This is a genomic window from Neisseria sp. P0006.S009, from assembly GCF_051962915.1.
Taxonomy (GTDB): Bacteria; Pseudomonadota; Gammaproteobacteria; order Burkholderiales; family Neisseriaceae; genus Neisseria; species Neisseria subflava_E.
In genome coordinates, this window is sequence record NZ_JBQCUV010000003.1 from 208,206 (window position 1) to 228,567 (window position 20,362).

The 20,362-nt window shown below is 48.4% G+C and carries 18 protein-coding genes; 1 reads left to right on the forward strand and 17 read right to left on the reverse strand.

Going from position 1 to position 20,362, the window contains the following annotated elements:
* Position 1: 1 nt before the first annotated feature.
* The 17 genes from ACTHTK_RS07120 to ACTHTK_RS07200 form a co-directional block, all read right to left on the reverse strand.
* Positions 2-1,069, reverse strand: coding sequence for an FAD:protein FMN transferase (locus ACTHTK_RS07120; protein WP_107724087.1), 1,068 nt, complete (start codon positions 1,067-1,069; stop codon positions 2-4).
* 132 nt (positions 1,070-1,201) lie between these two features.
* Positions 1,202-2,419, reverse strand: coding sequence for an NADH:ubiquinone reductase (Na(+)-transporting) subunit F (gene nqrF / locus ACTHTK_RS07125; RefSeq protein ID WP_049333900.1), 1,218 nt, complete (start codon positions 2,417-2,419; stop codon positions 1,202-1,204).
* 13 nt (positions 2,420-2,432) lie between these two features.
* A complete protein-coding gene (gene nqrE / locus ACTHTK_RS07130) occupies positions 2,433-3,026 on the reverse strand; it encodes an NADH:ubiquinone reductase (Na(+)-transporting) subunit E (RefSeq protein ID WP_003684365.1) in 594 nt (197 codons plus the stop codon).
* A gap of 3 nt (positions 3,027-3,029) precedes the next feature.
* On the reverse strand, positions 3,030-3,656 hold the full coding sequence (locus tag ACTHTK_RS07135; protein WP_107724088.1) for an NADH:ubiquinone reductase (Na(+)-transporting) subunit D: 627 nt from the start codon (positions 3,654-3,656) through the stop codon (positions 3,030-3,032).
* Positions 3,656-4,432, reverse strand: coding sequence for a Na(+)-translocating NADH-quinone reductase subunit C (locus ACTHTK_RS07140; RefSeq protein WP_107724089.1), 777 nt, complete (start codon positions 4,430-4,432; stop codon positions 3,656-3,658). Before ACTHTK_RS07140 ends, ACTHTK_RS07135 begins: the two co-directional genes overlap by 1 nt.
* Positions 4,425-5,657 carry an NADH:ubiquinone reductase (Na(+)-transporting) subunit B gene (locus tag ACTHTK_RS07145; RefSeq protein ID WP_440378541.1) on the reverse strand — a complete coding sequence of 411 codons (1,233 nt, stop codon included), beginning with the start codon at positions 5,655-5,657 and terminating at the stop codon, positions 4,425-4,427. Before ACTHTK_RS07145 ends, ACTHTK_RS07140 begins: the two co-directional genes overlap by 8 nt.
* Positions 5,658-5,659: 2 nt before the next feature.
* Positions 5,660-7,003: a Na(+)-translocating NADH-quinone reductase subunit A gene (locus tag ACTHTK_RS07150; protein WP_107724091.1), complete on the reverse strand. Its 1,344-nt coding sequence runs from the start codon at positions 7,001-7,003 to the stop codon at positions 5,660-5,662.
* A 336-nt stretch (positions 7,004-7,339) separates the two neighbouring features.
* The gene (locus ACTHTK_RS07155; protein WP_440378542.1) at positions 7,340-8,758 is read right to left on the reverse strand and encodes a sodium:proton antiporter; all 1,419 of its coding nucleotides are present in this window, start codon (positions 8,756-8,758) and stop codon (positions 7,340-7,342) included.
* A 440-nt stretch (positions 8,759-9,198) separates the two neighbouring features.
* Positions 9,199-9,558, reverse strand: a complete 360-nt coding sequence (locus ACTHTK_RS07160) for a YbaN family protein (RefSeq protein ID WP_070632654.1) — start codon at positions 9,556-9,558, stop codon at positions 9,199-9,201.
* A 14-nt stretch (positions 9,559-9,572) separates the two neighbouring features.
* Positions 9,573-10,169 (reverse strand): DUF1415 domain-containing protein, encoded by a 597-nt coding sequence (locus tag ACTHTK_RS07165; protein WP_049329016.1) that lies wholly within the window; start codon positions 10,167-10,169, stop codon positions 9,573-9,575.
* 117 nt (positions 10,170-10,286) lie between these two features.
* On the reverse strand, positions 10,287-10,769 hold the full coding sequence (locus tag ACTHTK_RS07170) for an Lrp/AsnC family transcriptional regulator (RefSeq protein ID WP_440378543.1): 483 nt from the start codon (positions 10,767-10,769) through the stop codon (positions 10,287-10,289).
* A gap of 393 nt (positions 10,770-11,162) precedes the next feature.
* Positions 11,163-11,621: a pilin gene (locus tag ACTHTK_RS07175; protein ID WP_440378544.1), complete on the reverse strand. Its 459-nt coding sequence runs from the start codon at positions 11,619-11,621 to the stop codon at positions 11,163-11,165.
* 117 nt (positions 11,622-11,738) lie between these two features.
* A complete protein-coding gene (locus ACTHTK_RS07180) occupies positions 11,739-12,218 on the reverse strand; it encodes a pilin (RefSeq protein WP_440378545.1) in 480 nt (159 codons plus the stop codon).
* A 792-nt stretch (positions 12,219-13,010) separates the two neighbouring features.
* The gene (gene glnD, locus ACTHTK_RS07185) at positions 13,011-15,569 is read right to left on the reverse strand and encodes a [protein-PII] uridylyltransferase (RefSeq protein WP_440378546.1); all 2,559 of its coding nucleotides are present in this window, start codon (positions 15,567-15,569) and stop codon (positions 13,011-13,013) included.
* Between the two features lie 19 nt (positions 15,570-15,588).
* Positions 15,589-15,885, reverse strand: a complete 297-nt coding sequence (locus tag ACTHTK_RS07190) for a helix-turn-helix domain-containing protein (RefSeq protein WP_003680870.1) — start codon at positions 15,883-15,885, stop codon at positions 15,589-15,591.
* A gap of 438 nt (positions 15,886-16,323) precedes the next feature.
* Complete coding sequence (locus tag ACTHTK_RS07195) at positions 16,324-16,764, reverse strand: TIGR01244 family sulfur transferase (RefSeq protein ID WP_440378547.1); 441 nt, start codon at positions 16,762-16,764, stop codon at positions 16,324-16,326.
* A 78-nt stretch (positions 16,765-16,842) separates the two neighbouring features.
* A complete protein-coding gene (locus ACTHTK_RS07200) occupies positions 16,843-18,594 on the reverse strand; it encodes a M61 family metallopeptidase (RefSeq protein ID WP_440378548.1) in 1,752 nt (583 codons plus the stop codon).
* Between the two features lie 332 nt (positions 18,595-18,926).
* Here ACTHTK_RS07200 and ccoN point away from each other — a divergent pair, with 332 nt between their 5' ends.
* Positions 18,927-20,360 carry a cytochrome-c oxidase, cbb3-type subunit I gene (gene ccoN / locus ACTHTK_RS07205; protein ID WP_003748780.1) on the forward strand — a complete coding sequence of 478 codons (1,434 nt, stop codon included), beginning with the start codon at positions 18,927-18,929 and terminating at the stop codon, positions 20,358-20,360.
* The last annotated feature ends 2 nt before the right edge of the window (positions 20,361-20,362 follow it).

Below are 20,362 nucleotides of genomic sequence, written 5' to 3' on the forward strand. Positions count from 1 at the left end.
GTTAGTTTAATAATTTTTTGAATGCGCTGGACATTTTAGTATGGTAGCCGCCTTGCGGGGTTCGGATGATAAGGAAAACGGCGAGATTTTCTTGCTCGGCAAGTTTAAGTGCTTCGGTTTCTCCGAGAACGAACAATCCGGTGGAAAGGCCGTCTGCAAGTGTGGCATTTTCTGCTACTACGCTGATGGAAGCAAGGTTGTGGCTGATGGGTTGTTTGGTTTTGGGGTTGATGATATGGGAAAGGCGACGGCCTGACTTATCGACATGGAAAATGCGGTAGTCGCCGGATGTGGCCAGTGATTTATTGTCCAATGGAATGGTAATTTGAGTGGCGCCGCCTTGAACGATATTGGGTTGCTCGATGCCGATACGCCAAGGGTTGCCTTGCGCATTGTGGCCTTTGCCATGCAACTCGCCGCCAATTTCTACCAAATAATTACCGATATTGAGTTTTTCAAGTTCGGCAGCGGTTTTATCCACACCGAATCCTTTGGCGATGGAGGATAGGTCTAAATAGACTTCGGGATGGGTTTTGGCGAGTGTAGGCTGCTGACCATCTTGGGAAAGTTTGAGTTTGTCCGTACCGACCATTTCTGAAGCATGTTGGATTTCTTGTGCAGTCGGTTCGTGCGTGATTTCTTTTTGCGGGCCGAATCCCCAAAGGTTGACCAAAGGGCCGACGGTTACGTCCAGTGCGCCGTGCGTCAATTTGTTTAAACGCAAGGCTTCGCCGGTTACATAGGCAAAGTCTTGGGAAATAGGCATGGCCTGATTGACGGTGCGCAGTTGGTTGAATTGGCTGATTTCGGAATCGGTTTGGTAGGTAGACATTTGCCGGTTGACTTCTTTAAGCGCGTCATCAATGCGTTTTTGTATTTCGGCGGGGGAAGGGAGTTTGTCTTGGCCGTCTGAAAGGTATTTGACGGTATAGGTCGTGCCCATGGTCTCGCCTTGCAGGGTGATGGTTTGTTGTTTTTCAGGTTGGCAGGCAGAGAGCGTGAGTGCGGAAACGATGGCAACGGTACAACCGATTATCGGACGGTAAAACGAATTGGAAAGAAACAGCATAAGGGATTTGCGGATTATTTTTTGAAGCCTTTATTGTATCGTAAAAGAAAGGTTCAGGCCGTCTGAAAGTATGGTTTTCAGACGGCCTGGCAATAAAAAAGGAAGAAACCGAAGTTTCTTCCTTTTTGTCTGTTAGCCGCCGAAATCGTCCAAAAGGATGTTTTCGTCTTCCACGCCCAAGTCTTTGAGCATTTTGATCACGGACTGGTTCATGATTGGAGGGCCGCACATGTAGAATTCGCAGTCTTCCGGTGCTTCGTGGTTTTTCAGGTGGTTTTCGTAAACCACGTTGTGAATGAAGCCTGTGTAACCGTCCCAGTTGTCTTCAGGCAATGGGTCGGACAGGGCGACGTGCCATGTGAAGTTCGGGAATTCTGCTGCGAGTTGGTCGAAGTCTTCGACATAGAACATCTCGCGTTTAGAACGGGCACCATACCAGAAAGTAATTTTACGTTTGGAGTTCAAACGTTTCAGCTGGTCGAAAATGTGGGAGCGCATCGGCGCCATACCTGCACCGCCGCCGATGAATACCATTTCGGCATCGGTATCTTTGGCAAAGAATTCGCCAAACGGACCGGAAATCGTTACTTTATCACCGGCTTTAAGCGACCAGATATAAGACGACATTTGTCCTGGAGGCGCATCAGGTACGCGTGGAGGAGGCGTAGCGATACGCACGTTCAGCATGATGATGCCTTTTTCTTCAGGGTATGAAGCCATAGAGTAGGCACGCAAAATCGGCTCGTCCACTTTGGAAACGTATTGCCACAGATTGTATTTGTCCCAGTCTTCGTGGTATTCCTTAGGAATGTCGAAGTCTTTGTAGGCAACAGTGTGAGGAGGGGCTTCAATTTGGATGTAGCCGCCGGCGCGGAAAGGAACTTCTTCACCTTCAGGAATGGCAAGCTTGAGTTCTTTAATGAACGTTGCTTTGTTGTCATTGGAGATGACAGTACATTCCCATTTTTTCACGCCGAATACTTCTTCCGGTACTTCGATGTCCATGTCGGTTTTAACGTTGACCTGACAAGACAGACGGCAGCCTTCGCGCGCTTCGCGTTTGCTGATGTGGGACAACTCGGTTGGCAGAATGTCGCCACCGCCGCTTTTCACGACAACGCGGCACTGGCCGCATGAGCCGCCGCCACCGCAGGCGGAAGGAACGAAGATACCTTGGCTGGCAAGCGCACCCAGCAGTTTGCCGCCGGCAGGCATCGTCAGCTCTTTTTCGTTATTGACTTTGATGGTGATGTCGCCTTCGCTCACCAACTTGGATTTGGCAAACAGAATCATCAGTGCCAACACCAAGACGATGAGGGTGAACATCACGATACCTAAAATAATCTCCATGCCGATTCCTTTCTTATAACTGGATGCCGGAGAACGACATAAACGCCATTGCCATCAGGCCAGCAGCGATAAAGGTAATGCCCAAGCCTTTGAGGCCTTTAGGGACATCCGAATATTTCATTTTTTCGGTAATGCCCGCCAAAGCGACAATAGCCAAAAGCCAGCCCAAACCTGCACCGAAACCGTATACAACGGACTCGCCGAAGTTGTATTCGCGTTGCGCCATAAACGATACGGCACCGAAAATTGCGCAGTTTACGGTAATTAGAGGCAGGTAGATACCCAATGCGTTGTAAAGGGCAGGAACGAATTTGTCCAAGAACATTTCCAAAATCTGCACCAAAGCGGCAATCACGCCGATGAAGGTGATGAATTTCAGGAAGGTCAGGTCCACGCCTTCAACCAGCGCGCCGTCTTTCAACAGCGAGTAAACCAGTTGGTTGGCTGGGACGGACAGGCCGAGTACGAAAGTTACAGCAACGCCCAAACCGAATGCAGTGGATACTTTTTTAGATACCGCCAAAAATGTACACATCCCCAAGAAGAAGGACAGTGCCATGTTTTCCAGAAAGACGGATTTTACAAAGAGGCTTAAGTAATGTTCCATGTGTTATTTCTCCGCCTGTTCAGGTTTCCAAGTGCGCAGGCCCCATACCAAGAAGCCGATGATGAAGAACGCGCTGGGAGCGAGCAGGAACAAGCCGTTGGTTTGATACCAGCCGCCATCTTGTACGGTTTGGAAAATGGTGTAGCCAAAGAGCTTGCCAGAGCCGACCAGTTCGCGGATGGTTGCGATGATGATCAACATCATGCCGTAACCTGCGCCGTTGCCGATACCGTCAACCAAGCTTTCCAGCGGTGGCTCTTTCATGGCGAATGCTTCGGCACGGCCCATCACGATACAGTTGGTAATAATCAGGCCGACGAATACGGATAGCTGTTTGGACAGCTCATAAGCAAAGGCTTGGAGCAGTTGGTCAACCAGTGTTACCAAGGAAGCAACAATCGCCATTTGCACAATAATACGGATGCTGTTGGGGATGTAGTTGCGTACCAATGAGATGAAAAAGCTGGAAAAACCGGTTACCAAACTCACGGAAATACCCATCACGATGGCCGTCTGAAGCTTGGTGGTAACCGCCAAAGCCGAACAAATACCCAAAACCTGCAAGGCAATCGGGTTGTTGTCGATAAAGGGTGAAAACATCAAATATTTCAAGCGTTTCATGTCAGCCATTATTGTGCTCCTGCTGATTTTAATTTGTTCAGGTAGGGGATATAGCCGTTTTCGCCGAACCAGTAGGCGAACGAACCTTGCACGCCTTTAGATGTCAGCGATGCGCCGGAGAGGGCATCTACGCCGTGTTCTTTGTCCGAACTTGCGCCTTTGCCAACATGCAGGGCGAGTTTGCCTTGTTCGTCAAACAGTTTTTTGCCGACGAATTTTTGTTGCCACAACGGATTGCCGATTTCGCCGCCCAAGCCCGGGGTTTCGCCTTGGTCGTAGTAGGTAATGCCGTTGATGGTGTTGCCGTCGGGTTGGATGGCGACAAAACCGTACATAACAGACCACAAACCGTTACCGTGCATAGGCAGGATGATTTGGCTGACTTTGCCATCATCGCCTTTTACCAGATAAACCTCGGTGTATTTGGCACGGCTTTTGATGCCGGCCAAATCGTCTTCGGGTTTGATTTGGATGCTTTGGGCAGGGTCTTTGCCGGCGACGCGTGCGCTGAAGTCTTTAGGCGCATCGGCGACATATTCGCCGGTTGCCAAGTCCACGACACGTTGCTCGATACGCTCGGCAAAGGTTTTGCTGATGTCGGTGTCTTTATCCATCAAACCGGCTACGCTCAAGATATAGCCTTGTTTGTCCTGGAGTTTTTGTTTCTCTTGGATGGGTTTCAAGCCGACGACCGCACCGGCAACGATGATGGAACAAATCAGGCTGACAACCAATACCACAATCAGCGTGCCGCTGAAGCTGTCTTTATCGAATTTCTTAGCCATTGCTGCGCGCCTTTCTGCGTTTGATGTTCGCTTGTGCGACGAAATAGTCGAAAATCGGGGCAAACAGGTTGGCAAACAGAATCGCCAACATCATGCCTTCGGGGTAAGCAGGGTTGACCACGCGGATCAATACGCACATCACGCCGATTAACGCGCCGTACCACCATTTGCCGACATTGGTAAAGGAAGCGGAAACAGGGTCGGTCGCCATAAACAGCATACCAATGGCAAAGCCACCGACAACCAGATGCCAATACCAAGGCATACTGAACATCGGATTGGTGTCCGAACCGATGAAGTTAAACAGCGAAGACATGGCAATCATACCGATCATCACGCCGGCAATAATGCGCCAAGAAGCGATGCGGGCAAACACGATAAACGAGCCGCCGATTAAAAGCGCCAAAGTGGATACTTCGCCGATTGAGCCGGGCACGTTACCGATAAACGCATCCATCCAAGAGATGTTTTGACCGGTTACAGCGTTTTTCAGGCCGTCTGCACCGTGTGCCGCCCATTGCGCCAAAGCAGTAGCACCGGAATAGCCGTCAACCGCAGTCCAAATGGTATCGCCGGTAATATTGGCAGGGTAGGCGAAGAACAGGAACGCACGGCCTGCAAGAGCAGGGTTCATGAAGTTTTTACCCGTACCGCCGAATACTTCTTTTGCAACCACAACACCGAAAGAAATACCCAAAGCCGCTTGCCACAAAGGCAGGGTAGGGGGAACGATCAAAGCAAACAGAATCGAAGTTACGAAGAAACCTTCGTTGATTTCGTGTTTGCGTACAGTGGCGAACAAGACTTCCCAGAAGCCGCCCACAACAAATACAGTCGCGTAAATCGGGAGGAAGAAAATCGCGCCGAACAGCATTTTGCCCAACACGCCCGCTTCAGACGACATATTGATGCCCAAAGCGTTGGCAAGGGCGTAATGCCAGTCGTTGGCGATGTTTTGTTGCAGCAAATCAGGCGTTAACGCACCGAATGCCTGTACGCCGACGTTGTACATACCGTAGAACATGGCAGGGAACAAAGCCAGCCACACCAAAATCATCATGCGCTTGGAGTCGAGCGCGTCGCGGACGTGCGCCGCTTTGCGTGTTACCGCTCCGGATGTATAGAAAATCGTCGCCGCAGCTTCGTAGAGGGCATACCATTTTTCATGTTTGCCGCCCGGCAGGAAGTGCGGTTCGATTTTTTCAAGAAAATGTTTCAAGCCCATAATCAGCCTTCCTTCTCAATGGTTTCCAGCACCTTGCGCAACAGCGGGCCGTATTCGTATTTGCCCGGGCAGACGAAGCTGCACAAAGCGAGGTCTTCTTCGTCCAATTCCAAGCAACCCAGTGCCTGAGCGCTGTCAGTATCGCCGACGATTAAATCGCGCAAGAGCAGGGTAGGCAGGATGTCCAAGGGCATCACGCGTTCGTAAGTGCCGATCGGTACCATGGCGCGGTCACCGCCGTTGACGGCTGTGTTGAACTTGAAGAGTTTGTTTTTCAGGAAATGGCCGAGGGTTGTGCGCGTGATGGAGTATTTGTCCGGCTGCGGCGCAACCCAGCCGAACAGCTCTTTGCTGCGGCCTTCTTCGATAACCGAAATCTGATTGTGGTAGCGGCCGAGGTAATCGTGCGCGCCTTGTGCAATCGCGCCGTTCAATACTGAGCCGGAAATCACGCGGTTGTCTGCATCAACCAATTCGCCCGCAGTAATTTGCGATACTTTCGCACCCAAAACGGTACGCAAGAGGCGCGGTTTGTTGACTTGAGAGCCACCCAAGGCAATCACGCGCTCGGTGTTCAGACGGCCTGTTGTAAACAAACGGCCAATGGCAATCACATCTTGATAATTGACGGTCCAAACGGTTTTGTTCGCACCGACTGGCTCGATGAAATGAATGTGCGTTCCACTCAAACCGGCAGGATGCGGACCGCCAAATTCATGTGTTTCGATGTTGGCAGCGTTTTCAGACGGCACGTCTGCGCCGGCTGCTTTACACACATGGATTTTACGTTCGGTCAGGCGGCTCAATACCAACAGGCCGCGTTTGAAGTCTTCGGCGGCTTCTTTGATGATGACCGTAGGATCGGCAGCCAGCGGATTGGTGTCCATCGCATTGACGAAGATGGCGAACGGTTCGGCATCAACGGCAGGAATTTTGCTGAACGGACGGGTGCGCAGCGCAGTCCACAAACCGGATTGGATCAGGTTGCGGCGTACTTCTTCGCTGCTCAATTTTGCCAGCGCTTCAGGTGCGTAGCGTTCGAACTCGATTTCGTCGTTGCCTTCAACGGCAATCACGACTGACTGAAGTACGCGCTTTTCGCCACGGTGAATCGCGGCGATTTTGCCTGAAGCCGGGGCGGTAAATACTACGCCCGGATTCTTTTTGTCTTCAAACAGCACTTGGCCTTTTTTGACGGCTTCACCTTCCTTGATTTTCATCGAGGGGCGCATGCCGACATATTCTTCGCCAAGCAACGCGACTTCGGTAATGGCCGGGCTGTCATAAATGACTTGCTCCGGTCTGCCTGCGATAGGCAGGTCTAAGCCTTTTTTTATCTTAATCATAAGGATGCGTTACTTTTTGGTGGGTTGAGATTCGGATGTCGGATTGTTTTTTCAGACAGCATGTAATGCTTTGAAACAACGGATGGGCCGTCTGAAAAAAGCAGAGGTTTGCTATAAAAACAACGAATAAACGCAAACAACAAAGCTTTAGATTTTATCAGGTATAGGCTGCTTTATGTCAGTTTTACGCTTATTTTTATGGGAAAAGTGGGAAAAAAGTAGGAATGTGTAATCGAGTGTTAAGGGGAATGATTTTTAACTGATTGATATTTAAACGCTATGTTTGATGATATAGCTGAAATAAAAGGCCGTCTGAATTTCAGACGGCCTCTAAGTTTAAAAGAGCTGCCAAACGAAGAAAATCATCGTATGCAGGGCAAACAGCGGTACCAATACAATCACCGACCATGCCATATAGCCGAAGAAGGAAGGCATCGGTACGCCGCGTTGTTCGGCAATGGCTTTGACCATGAAGTTCGGCGCATTACCGATATAAGTGAGCGCGCCCATAAATACGGAACCCATGGATACTGCCAGCAGCGAATGGAACAGGTGGCCTGTCATCAAGGCTTGGGCATCGCCACCGGCCATATTGAAGAACACCAAATAAGTCGGCGCGTTATCCAAGAATGCCGACAAAATGCCGCTCATCCAGAAATACATCACATTAATCGGATTGCCTGCCGCGTCGTGAACCAAAGAAACAACGGAAGCCAATGCGCCTGTTTCACCGGCTTTCAAAATTGCCAAAACAGGTGAAATGGTAATGAAAATACCCAAAAACAGTTTGCCCACTTCGGCAATCGGCTCGAAGTTGAACTCATTACCTGCGCGTACCTGTTTGGGCGTAATAATCCAAGATACGGCGGTCAAAGCCAGCAAAATACCATCGCGCATCAGGTTTTGCAAAGCGTAATGGCTGCCCAAGATTTCAAAGCCCGGATGATTTGGTTTCCACAAGCCGGACAGCAAAACCGCGCCGACTACGCCGGCCAGTAACAGAAAATTCCATTTGCCGTAAATTTTGACTTTTTCTTCTTTATCGGAAGGAGCGGGAGCAAGGTGTTCGCTTTGTTCGCGGTTGAAGTGTCGGCTGTCGATGATGTAGAAAACGGCCAGCAAAATCACAGAACTGATCAATACAGGCATCAGCATGTGTTTGACCGTCCACATGAAATCTACGCCTTTCAGGAATCCTAAGAACAGCGGAGGATCGCCTAAAGGAGTCAGACCGCCACCAATATTTGCTACCAAGAAAATGAAGAAAATCACGATGTGAACGCGGTAATGGCGTTTATGGTTGGCTTTCAAAAGCGGACGAATCATCAACATCGCCGCGCCTGTTGTCCCCATGATGGAAGACAAAGCCGTGCCGACTGCCAACAGGGTTGTGTTCAATTTAGGCGAGCCGTGCAAATCGCCGCTGACAAAAATACCGCCTGAAATGGTATAGAGCGCCAAAAGCAGCAGGATAAAGGGGATATATTCTTCAACCAACGCATGGGCAACGGTATGTACGCCGGCTCCAAAACCAAAAGTTATGATAAACGGCGTTAAAAACAGCAGCGTCCAAAACGCCGTAATTTTGCCGAAGTGGTGGTGCCAAGTATGGGAGAAAAACAGAGGTCCGAGTGCAATAGACAAAAGAATCAGTGCAAACGGCAGACCCCAAAGCAGACTTGCGGATGAGCCGTCAAAATCGGATGCCGAGGCAGGAAAGGCGGCAAGAAGCAGTAAAAATGAGAGAGAGCGCATAGTATTTCCTTTTTATTCTGTTGCGCCGTTAGAACTTCGTTGAGAAAGCACGGCGGTGAAATATTCAGGCCGTCTGAAAATATCCAGACGAACTGCGCGGTTGTGTCAGAGGAAAGTATAACGCAAAGCAAGTGTTAAGGGACGATTTAGAGTATTGGAATCAAAAGAAATGTTGATACAAATAAAGGAATCAAAATGAATGGAGTAGTTGGAAGTAGTAAAAAAATGGTTTTAAAACAGGAGTTTGAAATTTCGGAAATAATACTATCGAAAAAATACTTTGAATTAATTTTAGCTAAAATTTACATTTACTTGAATAAATGGAGGCCGTCTGAAAAATGAGAGTCAAATAGAGTGTTTTGGTTCTTACTGATTGTTTTAATGGATAAATTGGGTATGAAAATAAAAAACAGGTAAGCAACAATGCCTACCTGTTTTATTTATGCTTCCGGCCGTAACCACATCCACACAGCCACGCAGCTACAGAAGACTGATGATACGGCGCCAATCCACCAGCGTTCTGGAAATTGCCAAAACATAAACAGGCAAGAAAGGGCCATCATGCCGATAGCGAAAAACTTTGCCTTGCGTGGCACGGCGCCGTTGTTTTCCCAGTTTTGTATGATCGGACCGAAATGGCGGTGATGATACAGCCAATTGTGAAAGCGCGGCGAGGCTTTTGCCCAGCAGGCGGCGGTCAATAAAATGAAAGGCGTAGTTGGCAGTAATGGCAGGAAAATGCCGATAATGCCTAAGACGAGTGACAATGCGCCGCAAAAAATCAATAAATAGCGAACCATCTTCCCATCACCAATTATTTGTTTTCAGACGGCTTGTGATGCGGAAATGGACAACGCGGAATGTCTAACTTATCCCAGCCCTCGTGCCCCATTTTTTCCAGCAGCGCGATATTACGGTCAAAAATTGCCGAGGCATCAGGAAATGCTTCAGCCGCTTTGGCAATACTGTCTTCACGAATCAAGTGCAAAGTTGGGTAGGGCGAGCGGTTGGTGTAGTTGCTGATGTCGTCAGCCTCAGTGCCTTCAAATTGAAAATCAGGGTGGAACGGCGCAATTTGGACAATGCCTTCCAATTCGTTTTCTACAACCGCATCGTCGGCAATTTCCAGCATTTGGTTGAAGGTTTCAAAATCAGGGAATAGCGTCGGATGAACCAGTAAAGTGGTTTCCAATTCCGAAGCGGGCGTATTGCCCAGAAGCTGCAATTCACGATCCAAGTCCTCAAGGAAACCGTCCAAATGACGGGCTTCGCTGACAACGATGCGAACCAGGTTTTTAACGTGCGGCGCTTTGGCAAACGGGCAAAGATTCAGCCCGATAACGGCTTTTTCCAGCCATTGTTTGGTATGTTCTGAAACAGTATTGGTATCGAGATGGGCGGTGTCAGTCATAGTAAAAGCGTATGTGAATTATTCTTAAAAAGTATACAAGTGTATGGATGTGAAAGCAAACCATTGGAATTTAAAAGGCCATCTGAACAACAGACGGCCTTTATCGGTTTCAAATCATTAATCCTGAACCAAATGAACCAAAGGCAGAGCGGTCGTGTTTTTAATTTCTTTCAACACAAAACTTGATTGCGCATCTTGCACGCCGTGGTGCGAAAGCAGCGTGTCCAAAACAAAATGGGAAAACGCGTTCATATCGGTAAAAAAGGCATGGAGCAGATAGTCGGTTTCACCCGTTAAAGCAAAGCAGCTCAATACTTCCGGCCAGGCGCGGACAGATTCGGAAAAATCCTCGCGCGCATCTTTTGCCTTGCTAATTGAAACACGGATAAAAGCCTGCAAGCCCAAGCCCAAAGATACGGAAGAAAGCTGGGCCGCGTATTTTTGAATAATGCCGGCATCTTCAAGCTGTTTGAGACGGCGCAGGCAGGGAGAAGGGGAGAGCGCCACCTTTTCAGAAAGCTCAACATTGCTCAACCGTCCGTTTTCCTGCAAAACCTGCAGAATCTTTAAATCCGTTTTATCTAAATTCAGATGAGGCATGATGTTTCTCCCAATGTAGACAATGTATGTTTTGAAAATGAAAAATGCTTAAAAATAAAGACTTGTATGGTTAAATTATATATTGAGTTCAGATAGGCGACAAATTGTCTTATAAGGAGTGTTGCGAATTTGTTTTATGTAGTGGTGAAAAGATGGAGGCCGTCTGAAACTAATCAAGGTCAAAGCTTTATGTCATATTAGGATTAGATATAAAGAGGCCGTCTGAAAATGAATTTCAGACGGCATTTATTTTCGTAATGTGATAATTCAGGCTCTTAATGACCTTGTTTTGGAGAGTTTTGTTCTTTTGTTTTGATTCGTTTTCCGCGTTTGTATTTGGCTTTGTTTGGGGTGTTTTCTTCGCAATGTATTTTTGTGTTTTGGGAAATAAGCTTACAAGCTTTGTTTGCAGGATACAGGAAGGAAGTGTGTATCCATGGTGCCACCGCAAGACCAAACAGTTGTGCCTTTGGTATTACCTGTTTTCGCAAAGCTTGGTATTAGGTGGATTTCGGTATTCTTAACAGGTACGGCGGCTTGATTACCGATGGCGGCAACAATAGTGCCGTTATCTTCAATACGGACAATCTTTACATAGTTACCGACTTTATTGTCGTCTGAAGAGAGTTGCTTGATGTTTAGGTCAAGCGGCAAGCTGCCTTTATCCGCATAGGCTTCTTCGACGTAACTTTTCATACTGCCGGCAAGCATAATGCCTTCTGCCACTTGTGCTCTGGCAACATAGTTTTGGTATGCGGGCAGAGCCGCTACTGCCAAAATGCCGATGATTCCGATAACAATCATCAACTCAATCAGGCTAAAACCGGTTTGGGTTTTGCGTAGTTTTTTCATTTTTGAGTATGTCGTTTTCTTATTTTTATTTTATAAAACAAATCCCATAATTCTTATGGGATTTGTTTTGAGTCGAATATCTTTTGTTAGATATTTAAATTAGGTTAGCTAGCTTTATTACTTATCTGCTGGTTTCGCATCTGGACGGCAAGCGGCAGGGCGGTATTTTGTATCAATAGTGCCACCACATGTCCAAGTAAATGAACCTGGGTTTTTAGTAGCATCTTTATTATCAACCGATGCTTCAGGTGTCAAAGTTAATGTTTTTTCAGAGAGAGCAGCATTTACGTTATCTTTTTTCATGGTAGCTGTAATTACACCCTTTTCACCGATATTTACTTTTGCAACATATTTGCCAGTAATTTTTTCAGCATCTGCAACGCCTGCAGCCGCATTGGTGGTAGGATATGCACCTTTGTCAGCATAGTATTCAACCACTGCAGCTTTTTGGCCTTCAGCTAAGGCAAATGCTTCAGAAACTTGGGCGCGTGCAGTGTAGTCTTGGTATGCAGGCAGGGCGATAACTGCCAAGATGCCGATAATCGCGATGACGATCATCAATTCGATCAGGGTAAAACCTTTTTGGATTGCTTTCATTGATTAAAACTCCAGTTTGAAAGTGTGAATAATTATGTTTAAGTAAAAAGTCCGTAATGTGCTTGGCACTTTGTATTATGAGTAAACCATAAAGTAAGAAGGAATATACAGCTTCCGTCGGGCTTGCTGCTTTGAGGCTTGGGCCTTATCGGACGTGTTGTTTCAAGCAGTCGGTGTGCCAAGTGCGCAAAATTGATTAAAAAATTTATTTTTTATTTTTTGTTTATTGTTTTTATTGGGTTTATTTTTTAATTTTTAAGTTTTATGAGGTTTTGTTTGAAAGTTTCAGGATTTTAGGGAAATTAGGGGGTTGACGTTTTTTGTCAGTTTTGTGTTTTTTGTGACAGGGAAGGGAGACAAGTTTGGGTGCGTGACGTTTTTTGTCAGAATTTAGTTTAATTTAATAATATGTTATTTGGTTTGGATGGGCGGTATTTTTATGGATTAATCGGTGAGTTTAATATTTTGTGATTTTATTTTTTTGTTTTTTATGGGTTTTATTTTGTATGCGTATTTTGTTTGAATATGGATGAGGAAAAGATTTGGAAGGAAGGATTTTTGAAGAGGGTTTGGTGTAATAGGTGAATGAAAATTTGTTATTAGAATTATATTCATATGGGTTATGATTTTTGAATGTAGTTTTATGTCAGAAGGAAGTTTTGGTTTCGAATTTTAAGGCTTTGGATTTCTTGAGTGTTTGAGAAGGGTATATTCAGAATGTTTATATATTTGGATGTGATTAGGGTGAGCAAAAAATGCTCACCCTATGTTTTTAAGATGTTCAGACGGCCTTTATGGAGTCAAGACTTCGATCAATGCCTGTTTTAGGGTGTTTTGGGTTTGCGGGTCTTGTAGGGATGGGCTGTAGGTGATGAAGCTGTCCTCAATGCGCTGATCCAAGGTGGTGATTTTGGCGTAGCGCAGGCTGATGTTGTGTGCGAAGAAGGTCTCGGCGATGTCGGCGAGAAGGTGGGGGCGGTTGACGGCGGTGATGTCTATGGTGTGCCAGCCGGGATAATCTTCTTCGGGGGTGATGATTACGGTAGGAGGGATGGGGATGTGGCGGATGCGGCGGCTGATGTGCGGGCGGCCGCTTTGTTTTTGGACGGTGGTGTTGCCGTGGATGAAGCTGTTGAGTTCGGCTTCGAGTGCGCTTTGGCGGTCGGGATATTCTTCGGGCGGGAGATTGTCGGGAAGTTGCAGGATAAAGGTGTCGAGGATGTAGTCGTGTTCGGTAATGAAGGCGCGGGCGGCTTGGATGTCGAAACGGTGGCTGCTGAAGATGCGGCAGAGGCGTGCAAAGAGGCGGTCACCATTGGGCATGAACACCATGACTTGAAGGCTGTTGCTTTGGGGAAGGATGCGGCTGCGGACGGCCGGACTTTCGGTGTCGTAGGCGAGGTTTGCGGTGTGCCAGAGGATTTCCCGTGTCTGATGGCGGACGTAGTATGCGCTGCCGAGTATGCGGCGGAGTTTTTGTTGGTTTTTGAGGGGAACGGCCGCGCGCGTGAGCTGATCGGTCGAGGCTTGTTCGCGTCGGTTGGGGAGGCGTTCGGGATCGTGGTGTTTGCTGTTTAAAACGGCGGCGGTGCTGTGGTAGAGGGTTTGGAGCAGGCTGGCGCGCCATGTGTTCCAAAGTTTGGGGTTGGTGCCACGGATGTCGGCAATGGTAAGCAGGTAGAGTGCGTCGAGGTATTCGCGTGTGGGAATGCGGCGGCAGAAAGCTTGGAGGACATGGGGATCTTGGATGTCTTCTTTTTGGGCAACGGTGGACATGAGCAGGTGGTTTTTAACCAGCCATGCAAGGAGGTGGCTTTCTTCTTCGGTGTAGTAGTGGTTGGCGGCGAATTGTTGTGCGTCTTTGATGCCTTCTTTGGCGTGATCGCCGCCACGGCCTTTGGCGATGTCGTGCAGCAGGGCGGCGGTGTAGAGGACATGCGGTCGTGGGTAGGCCTGCATGATGGCGCTGGCTTCGGGCATTTCGTGGCTGTGGGTTTCGATGGCGAGACGGCGCATATTGCGGACGACGGTCAGGATGTGGTCGTCTACGGGGTAAATATGGAAGAGGTCGTGTTGGAGCAGTCCGGTGATTTTTTCCCATGCAGGGAGATAGCGGCCAAGTACGCCGTAGAGGTTGAGAAAACGGAGGGTTTGGGTGAGGCCGGTACCGTGTTTGAAGAATTGGATAAAGCGGCGGCGGTTTTCTGGATTTTGGGTGAAACGGGCGTTGATTTTTCGTGTGGCCGCCCACCATGCGCGCAGGGTTTGCGGCTCGATGGTGGTGATGTTTTGCTCCTGCATGGTTTGGATGATGGTGAAGATGTGTTCGGGATTTTGTTCAAACAGGGCAAGGTCGTTGGCGGCGATTTGGTGGCCGATGCGTTTGTAGCGGCTGTCGATGGGGTGGATATGTTGGGGACGGCTGGAAGTTTGATGGTTTTTGAGAACCGGAATGAGGATGCCGTTGAGTTGTTTGATGGCTTTGGTGGCGCGGTAGAAGGTGTGCATCAGGGCTTCGCTTCGGCCGCGGATGTCGGGTTGGGTATAGCCTAAGCTTTCGGCAACTTGGGACTGGTAGTCAAAAAGCAGCCTGTCTTCGGGGCGGTCGGCGGTAAGGTGGAGGTGAATGCGGATGTTGGCGAGGCGGCGGTAGCCATGGGCCAGCATGCCGGCTTCGGTGCGTGTAAGGACACGGGCGGTAACGAGGGCGGTGGGGTTGCTGTCTATGCCTTGTGCTTTGGCTGTCCAGATAAGGGTGTGGATGTCGCGCAGGCCGCCGGGGCAGGTTTTGATGTTGGGTTCGAGTTGTGCGCCTGTGCCTTGGGATTTGCTATGGCGTTGCTCCATTTCGAGGAGTTTGGCTTCGATAAAAGCGGCTGTGTCGCGGCGTGTATTGAGTTTGTTTAGAAGTTGGGCGGTAAGGTTGGCATTGCCTTGGAGATGGCGTGCTTCAAGAAAGGCGGTTTCGCCGGTAATGTCATTTTGGGTGCTTTGGAGGATTTCTTCTATGCTGCCGCTTTTGATGGCCGGATTGAGGCGTGCGTCCCAAAGGGTTTGGATAAATTGGGTGGTTTGTTGTTGCAGGCCGTCTGAAAATGGAGCAGAGGAAATAATCGCTAAGTCCCAGTCAGAATGGGGATAGAGTTCGCAACGCCCGAAGCCGCCGATGGCAATCAGACTGATGTCGTCGCTGTCGGGGAAGTGGATTTGCCAGAGGGTCTGCAGCAGGGTTTCGGCAGCGGCGATATGGTCGCGGAAGTAAACGGTAGGGCGGTTGTTTTGGCGGTAGGCAGTTTCTGCTGCGGCTTTTTGCTGCTGGTAGGTTTGGATGGCTTGTTGGGCGGCGGTCATGATGGTGTCTGGCTGTGAATTAGGCTTGGGTATCGGCAGGCTCGGTCATTTGGCGGAGCATCTCTTGCGGCGGAAGGAGGAGTTTGTAAGGGGCGATTTTAAGCGCGGATGCGATTTTTTCGATGTTGGAAAGGGCAATGTTCCAGCGTTTGCGCTCGACGGCGGAAACGTAGGTGCGGTCAAGTCCGCATTGGCGTGCCAGTTCTTCTTGTGACCAGCCGTGATTAACGCGATAGAGGCGCATGTTGTAAGCGATAACGGCGCGGAGGTCTTGCGGATCGGGCAGGCTTGGAGGGGGAGTGAGTTTGTTAACCATGGTGTTTTGAGTTTGTGGTTTGAACGATAAGGGGATTTTATACTATTTTTGTGAGGGGAAAGGAAAGGCCGTCTGAAAGTTTTCAGACGGCCTTCAAGAGGGTAGGTATAAAAAAAAGGGGGTGGCTTTCAGCCACACCCAAACACACACACATCAAGAGGAAAGAAAAATCATTTAATAAGAGAGCTGGCTCTTATCGAGGAAACTGGAAGATTCGGGCATGACCCTGAAGCATTGAAAGGCATTATAAATGAAAATAGGGTCAGGGTATTGATACAGGTCAATTCGGGCTTGATTTAGAAAATATATTTTTAGGATAGTGGAAATAAATTAAAAATAAGGTTTGATTGTGAATAAAAGTCATTAGGCCGTCTGAAAGAATTGGTTTCAGACGGCCTGATTGGTTTAAAGGCTGCTACTTACTATATAAATCAAGTATTAAGCCAAACCTTTATCTTTGGCTTCTTGCAGGCGGGCTTCAAAGTTGCTGAGGTTGACGCCAGCCTGTTCGGCTGCGGCAACTACTTCGGCTACAGATGCGCCGTGTTGCACTTGATGATAACCCCAAAGCAGGGAGCAGCGAGTACCGGTACGGCAGAAGGCAAGAATGGGAGCCGGAGATTTTTGCAACAGATTTTGGAAGGCTGCGACATCGGCTGCATTGATTTGAGGCGCGACGACGGGCTGGTGGGAAAATTGGTTGATGCCGGCCTCTTTAAACCAGTTTTGCACTTCGGCAAAAGCCGGTTGGTTTTCTTCTTCGCCGTCCGGGCGGTTGCAGATGATGGTTTTGATGCCGAGACGTACGGCTTCTTGGACATCTGCTTCGGTCAGTTGGGGGGAGATATAGAGAGTGTCGGTCAGTTTACGGATGGGCATAGTTTTTCCTTTCTTTATATTAAATGGGTATGTTGATTTCAGACGGCCTGTGAATTAGCAGGCCGTCTGAAGTTTTATTTAATGATTGTACAACCAGTTTTCGAGTTTTTGGCGATCGGTAATGTGCAGTAGGGCAGTATTGGCTTCTGCTGCTTGGACTGTGATGCTGGTTTCGCGAAGCAGGCCTTGGCGGAAGAAATGGATGGTTGTGCGCGTGCCGATAGGCAGTTTGCCCCACTGCGCTGCAAGGTCGTTGCAGGCATAGCCGCCTAAGGCGATGATTTTGTCTTGCGGGCAGAGTCCGGCATTTTCTGCGCTACCGCTATTAAATACATGAGTCAGAACGGCATGGTCGCTGTTTTGTTTGAAACGTGCGCCCAAATCGTTGGCTGGGGCAACCGATTGGGGTTCGCTTGCAAATGCTCCTCCGTGTTGGCGAGGAAGGGGGATAAAGTCAAGTTTGATACCTACGCTTTGCAGACATTCTGCGAGTGAAAGGTCTTCGGTGCTGTATAAGGCTGTCTGAAAGAAGGTTTCTAAATCTAAACCGGTTATTTCTTGGCAACGGGTTTGCCAGTGTTTTTCGGGTATGCCTTGATGGGTGTTGCACCAGTCACGATAGTGTTGCTGCATCACGCTGTCGAGGGTGTATTTGCCTTGGCTTTTTTCACGGATGATAAGGTCGAGGCAAAGTGCGGCCAGTGCGCCTTTTTGATAATAGCTGACGATGGCGTTGGGGCTGTTTTCGTCTTGTTTGTAGAACTTGTCCCATGCGCTGAAACTGGATTGGGCAAGTGTTTGTTTCAGACGGCCTTGTGTCTGCTGTACGCGTGTGATGCTTTGTGCAAGCAGGGTAAGGTAGGCTTCGGGACTGATGGTTTTGCTTCGGGCTAGAAAGAGGTCGTCGTAGTAGGAAGTAATGCCTTCAAATGCCCAAAGTTGCTCGGTGTAGTTTTCTTGGTCGAGATTGTAAGGTGCGAAGACGGCCGGTTTGATGGATTTAACGTTCCATGCGTGGAAGTATTCATGGGAGAAGAGGCCGAGTAATTCGGTATAGGCTTTGTCGGCTTCACCCATATCGTAAGATGGCAGACTGTGGCGGTCGGCGAGTAGGGCGGTGCTGCTGATGTGTTCCAGTCCGCCGTAGAGGTTGTCGCCTAGATGCAGTAGGAAAAGGTATTCGGAAAACGGGGCAGGGGAGGGGAACATCGCCAACTCGGTTTCGCAGATTTTTTGAATATCGGCGAGGAAGCGAACGCGGTCAAAATCGGGATAGATGCCGCTTAATGCAATACGGTGGGGGATGGCTTGTGCTTCAAATTCGAGAAATTCGATGATGCCTGTTTCAACCGGGTGGTCGATAAGCTCGGCGTATGAGGCCGTCTGAAAAGTGGTCGCCGAGGTTTGGGGTAGGGTGGTGGCTATCTGCCATGTGTGTGGCAGGGTGGAAAACTCGATTTGATGTGGCCGGTATTCTTGTCCGTGGACTTTTAAGAATAGACACGCGCCGTCGAAAAAGCTACGCTCGGTGCTGAGGAACGAGCCGCGAACTGATAAGTCGAATGCGTAAACAGTGTAGTAAATTTCCCACTCTCCACTGAGAGCAGGGGTTTGCCAATGGTTTTTGCTGGTTTGTGTCAGCGGCTGGGCTTTGCCGTTGCAGCGCGCGCTGATGTGCGTGATATGGCGGGCAAAGTCACGGATGAGGTAGCTGCCGGGTACCCAGTTGGGTAAGCTGATTTCTGTTTCTGAATCATTGGTTTGAGTGAATGATAAGGTGATGTGCCATTCATGAGACAGAAAGTTGGGGGTAATTTTGTAATTAATCATGGCTATTGGTTAATTTGCTAAAGTTTATTAAGAGGAAGGGGTTTTAAAGGGTAGGCTTAATCTATATCAATAAAACTGTACGAAAAAGGGGGCTTGAAAAAATGCTGTGCACGATTTATTGGATATGTTTAAATAATTTCTTGATTATAAAAGAAATGAGATTATGTCTCACTAAAGGTTTTATGCAATATGGAATGTAATTTTGCTTGGCATGTTGTGGTGTCTATGTTAAATTTAGAAAAATTTGAGCCTTGGCCGTATTGCGCTTTTCGTAAATGCAGGGGTTAGGGTGAGATAAAAATTTTTTATACCCATAATTTATGGAGACTTCCATGGACACACAAACTTATAACTACAAAGTGGTGCGCCAGTTCGCCATCATGACTGTAGTTTGGGGTATTGTGGGCATGTTGGTCGGCGTTATCGTCGCTGCCCAGCTTTTTGCTCCTGCCCTCGATTTATCCAATATCGGACCTTGGTTCCACTTCGGCCGCCTGCGTCCTCTGCACACCAATGCGGTTATTTTTGCATTCGGCGGTTGCGGTTTGATCGGTACATCATACTACGTTGTTCAACGTACATGTAATACCCGTCTGTTTGGCGGTTGGCTGCCTGCATTTACCTTCTGGGGTTGGCAGGCTGTTATCGTGGCTGCGGCCATCAGCTTGCCTATGGGTTACACCCAAGGTAAAGAATACGCCGAATTGGAATGGCCTATCGACATTTTGATTACGCTGGTGTGGGTTGCCTACGCTATCGTATTCTTCGGTACGATTGCCAAACGTAAAATCAAACATATTTACGTTGCCAACTGGTTCTACGGCGGCTTTATTTTGGCCGTTGCGCTGTTGCACATCGTCAATAATATCAGCATCCCTGCTGGTTTGATGAAATCTTATCCGGTTTACGCAGGTGCGATTGATGCGATGGTTCAATGGTGGTATGGCCACAATGCGGTGGGCTTTTTCCTGACAGCCGGCTTCTTGGGTATGATGTACTATTTCGTGCCTAAACAAGCGGGCCGTCCGATTTACTCTTACCGCTTGTCCGTTGTTCACTTCTGGGCTTTGATTTTCACTTATATGTGGGCAGGTTCTCACCACTTGCACTACACCGCATTGCCTGACTGGACTCAATCTTTGGGTATGGTATTGTCTTTGATTCTGTTTGCGCCTTCTTGGGGCGGTATGATCAACGGTATCATGACTCTGTCCGGCGCATGGGACAAACTGCGTACCGACCCGATTTTGAAATTCTTGATCGTTTCTCTGTCTTTCTACGGTATGTCTACCTTCGAAGGTCCGATGATGTCTATCAAAACAGTTAACGCTCTGAGCCACTACACCGACTGGACTGTTGCACACGTTCACGCCGGCGCATTGGGCTGGGTGGGCTTTGTAACCATCGGTTCCGTTTACTATATGATTCCCCGCTTGTTCGGCAAAAATGAAATGTACAGCACCAAATTGGTTGAGGCGCATTTCTGGATCGCGACCATCGGCGTGGTTCTGTATATCGCTGCAATGTGGATTGCCGGCGTAATGCAAGGTCTGATGTGGGGTTCTTTGAATGACGACGGCACGCTGACTTATTCCTTCGTTGAATCCGTAAAACGTACCATGCCTTACTACATGATTCGTTTCACCGGCGGTCTTCTGTACCTGAGCGGTATGTGCATCATGGCATATAACGTTTACCGTACTGCTATCAGTGGTAAAGCAGTTGATGCTGAGATTCCTGCGGTTTCTCAAACTCAACACCACTAATG

Coding starts and splice junctions, on each gene's coding strand:
- ACTHTK_RS07155 (WP_440378542.1), bottom strand. CDS start 8,758: ATGCGCTCTCTCTCATTTTTACTGCTTCTTGCCGCCTTTCCTGCCTCG.
- ACTHTK_RS07120 (WP_107724087.1), bottom strand. CDS start 1,069: ATGCTGTTTCTTTCCAATTCGTTTTACCGTCCGATAATCGGTTGTACC.
- ACTHTK_RS07160 (WP_070632654.1), bottom strand. CDS start 9,558: ATGGTTCGCTATTTATTGATTTTTTGCGGCGCATTGTCACTCGTCTTA.
- ACTHTK_RS07140 (WP_107724089.1), bottom strand. CDS start 4,432: ATGGCTAAGAAATTCGATAAAGACAGCTTCAGCGGCACGCTGATTGTG.
- ACTHTK_RS07200 (WP_440378548.1), bottom strand. CDS start 18,594: ATGATTAATTACAAAATTACCCCCAACTTTCTGTCTCATGAATGGCAC.
- ACTHTK_RS07145 (WP_440378541.1), bottom strand. CDS start 5,657: ATGGGCTTGAAACATTTTCTTGAAAAAATCGAACCGCACTTCCTGCCG.
- ACTHTK_RS07190 (WP_003680870.1), bottom strand. CDS start 15,885: ATGGTTAACAAACTCACTCCCCCTCCAAGCCTGCCCGATCCGCAAGAC.
- ACTHTK_RS07175 (WP_440378544.1), bottom strand. CDS start 11,621: ATGAAAAAACTACGCAAAACCCAAACCGGTTTTAGCCTGATTGAGTTG.
- ACTHTK_RS07165 (WP_049329016.1), bottom strand. CDS start 10,169: ATGACTGACACCGCCCATCTCGATACCAATACTGTTTCAGAACATACC.
- ccoN (WP_003748780.1), top strand. CDS start 18,927: ATGGACACACAAACTTATAACTACAAAGTGGTGCGCCAGTTCGCCATC.
- glnD (WP_440378546.1), bottom strand. CDS start 15,569: ATGACCGCCGCCCAACAAGCCATCCAAACCTACCAGCAGCAAAAAGCC.
- nqrF (WP_049333900.1), bottom strand. CDS start 2,419: ATGGAGATTATTTTAGGTATCGTGATGTTCACCCTCATCGTCTTGGTG.
- ACTHTK_RS07170 (WP_440378543.1), bottom strand. CDS start 10,769: ATGCCTCATCTGAATTTAGATAAAACGGATTTAAAGATTCTGCAGGTT.
- ACTHTK_RS07195 (WP_440378547.1), bottom strand. CDS start 16,764: ATGCCCATCCGTAAACTGACCGACACTCTCTATATCTCCCCCCAACTG.
- ACTHTK_RS07150 (WP_107724091.1), bottom strand. CDS start 7,003: ATGATTAAGATAAAAAAAGGCTTAGACCTGCCTATCGCAGGCAGACCG.
- nqrE (WP_003684365.1), bottom strand. CDS start 3,026: ATGGAACATTACTTAAGCCTCTTTGTAAAATCCGTCTTTCTGGAAAAC.
- ACTHTK_RS07135 (WP_107724088.1), bottom strand. CDS start 3,656: ATGGCTGACATGAAACGCTTGAAATATTTGATGTTTTCACCCTTTATC.
- ACTHTK_RS07180 (WP_440378545.1), bottom strand. CDS start 12,218: ATGAAAGCAATCCAAAAAGGTTTTACCCTGATCGAATTGATGATCGTC.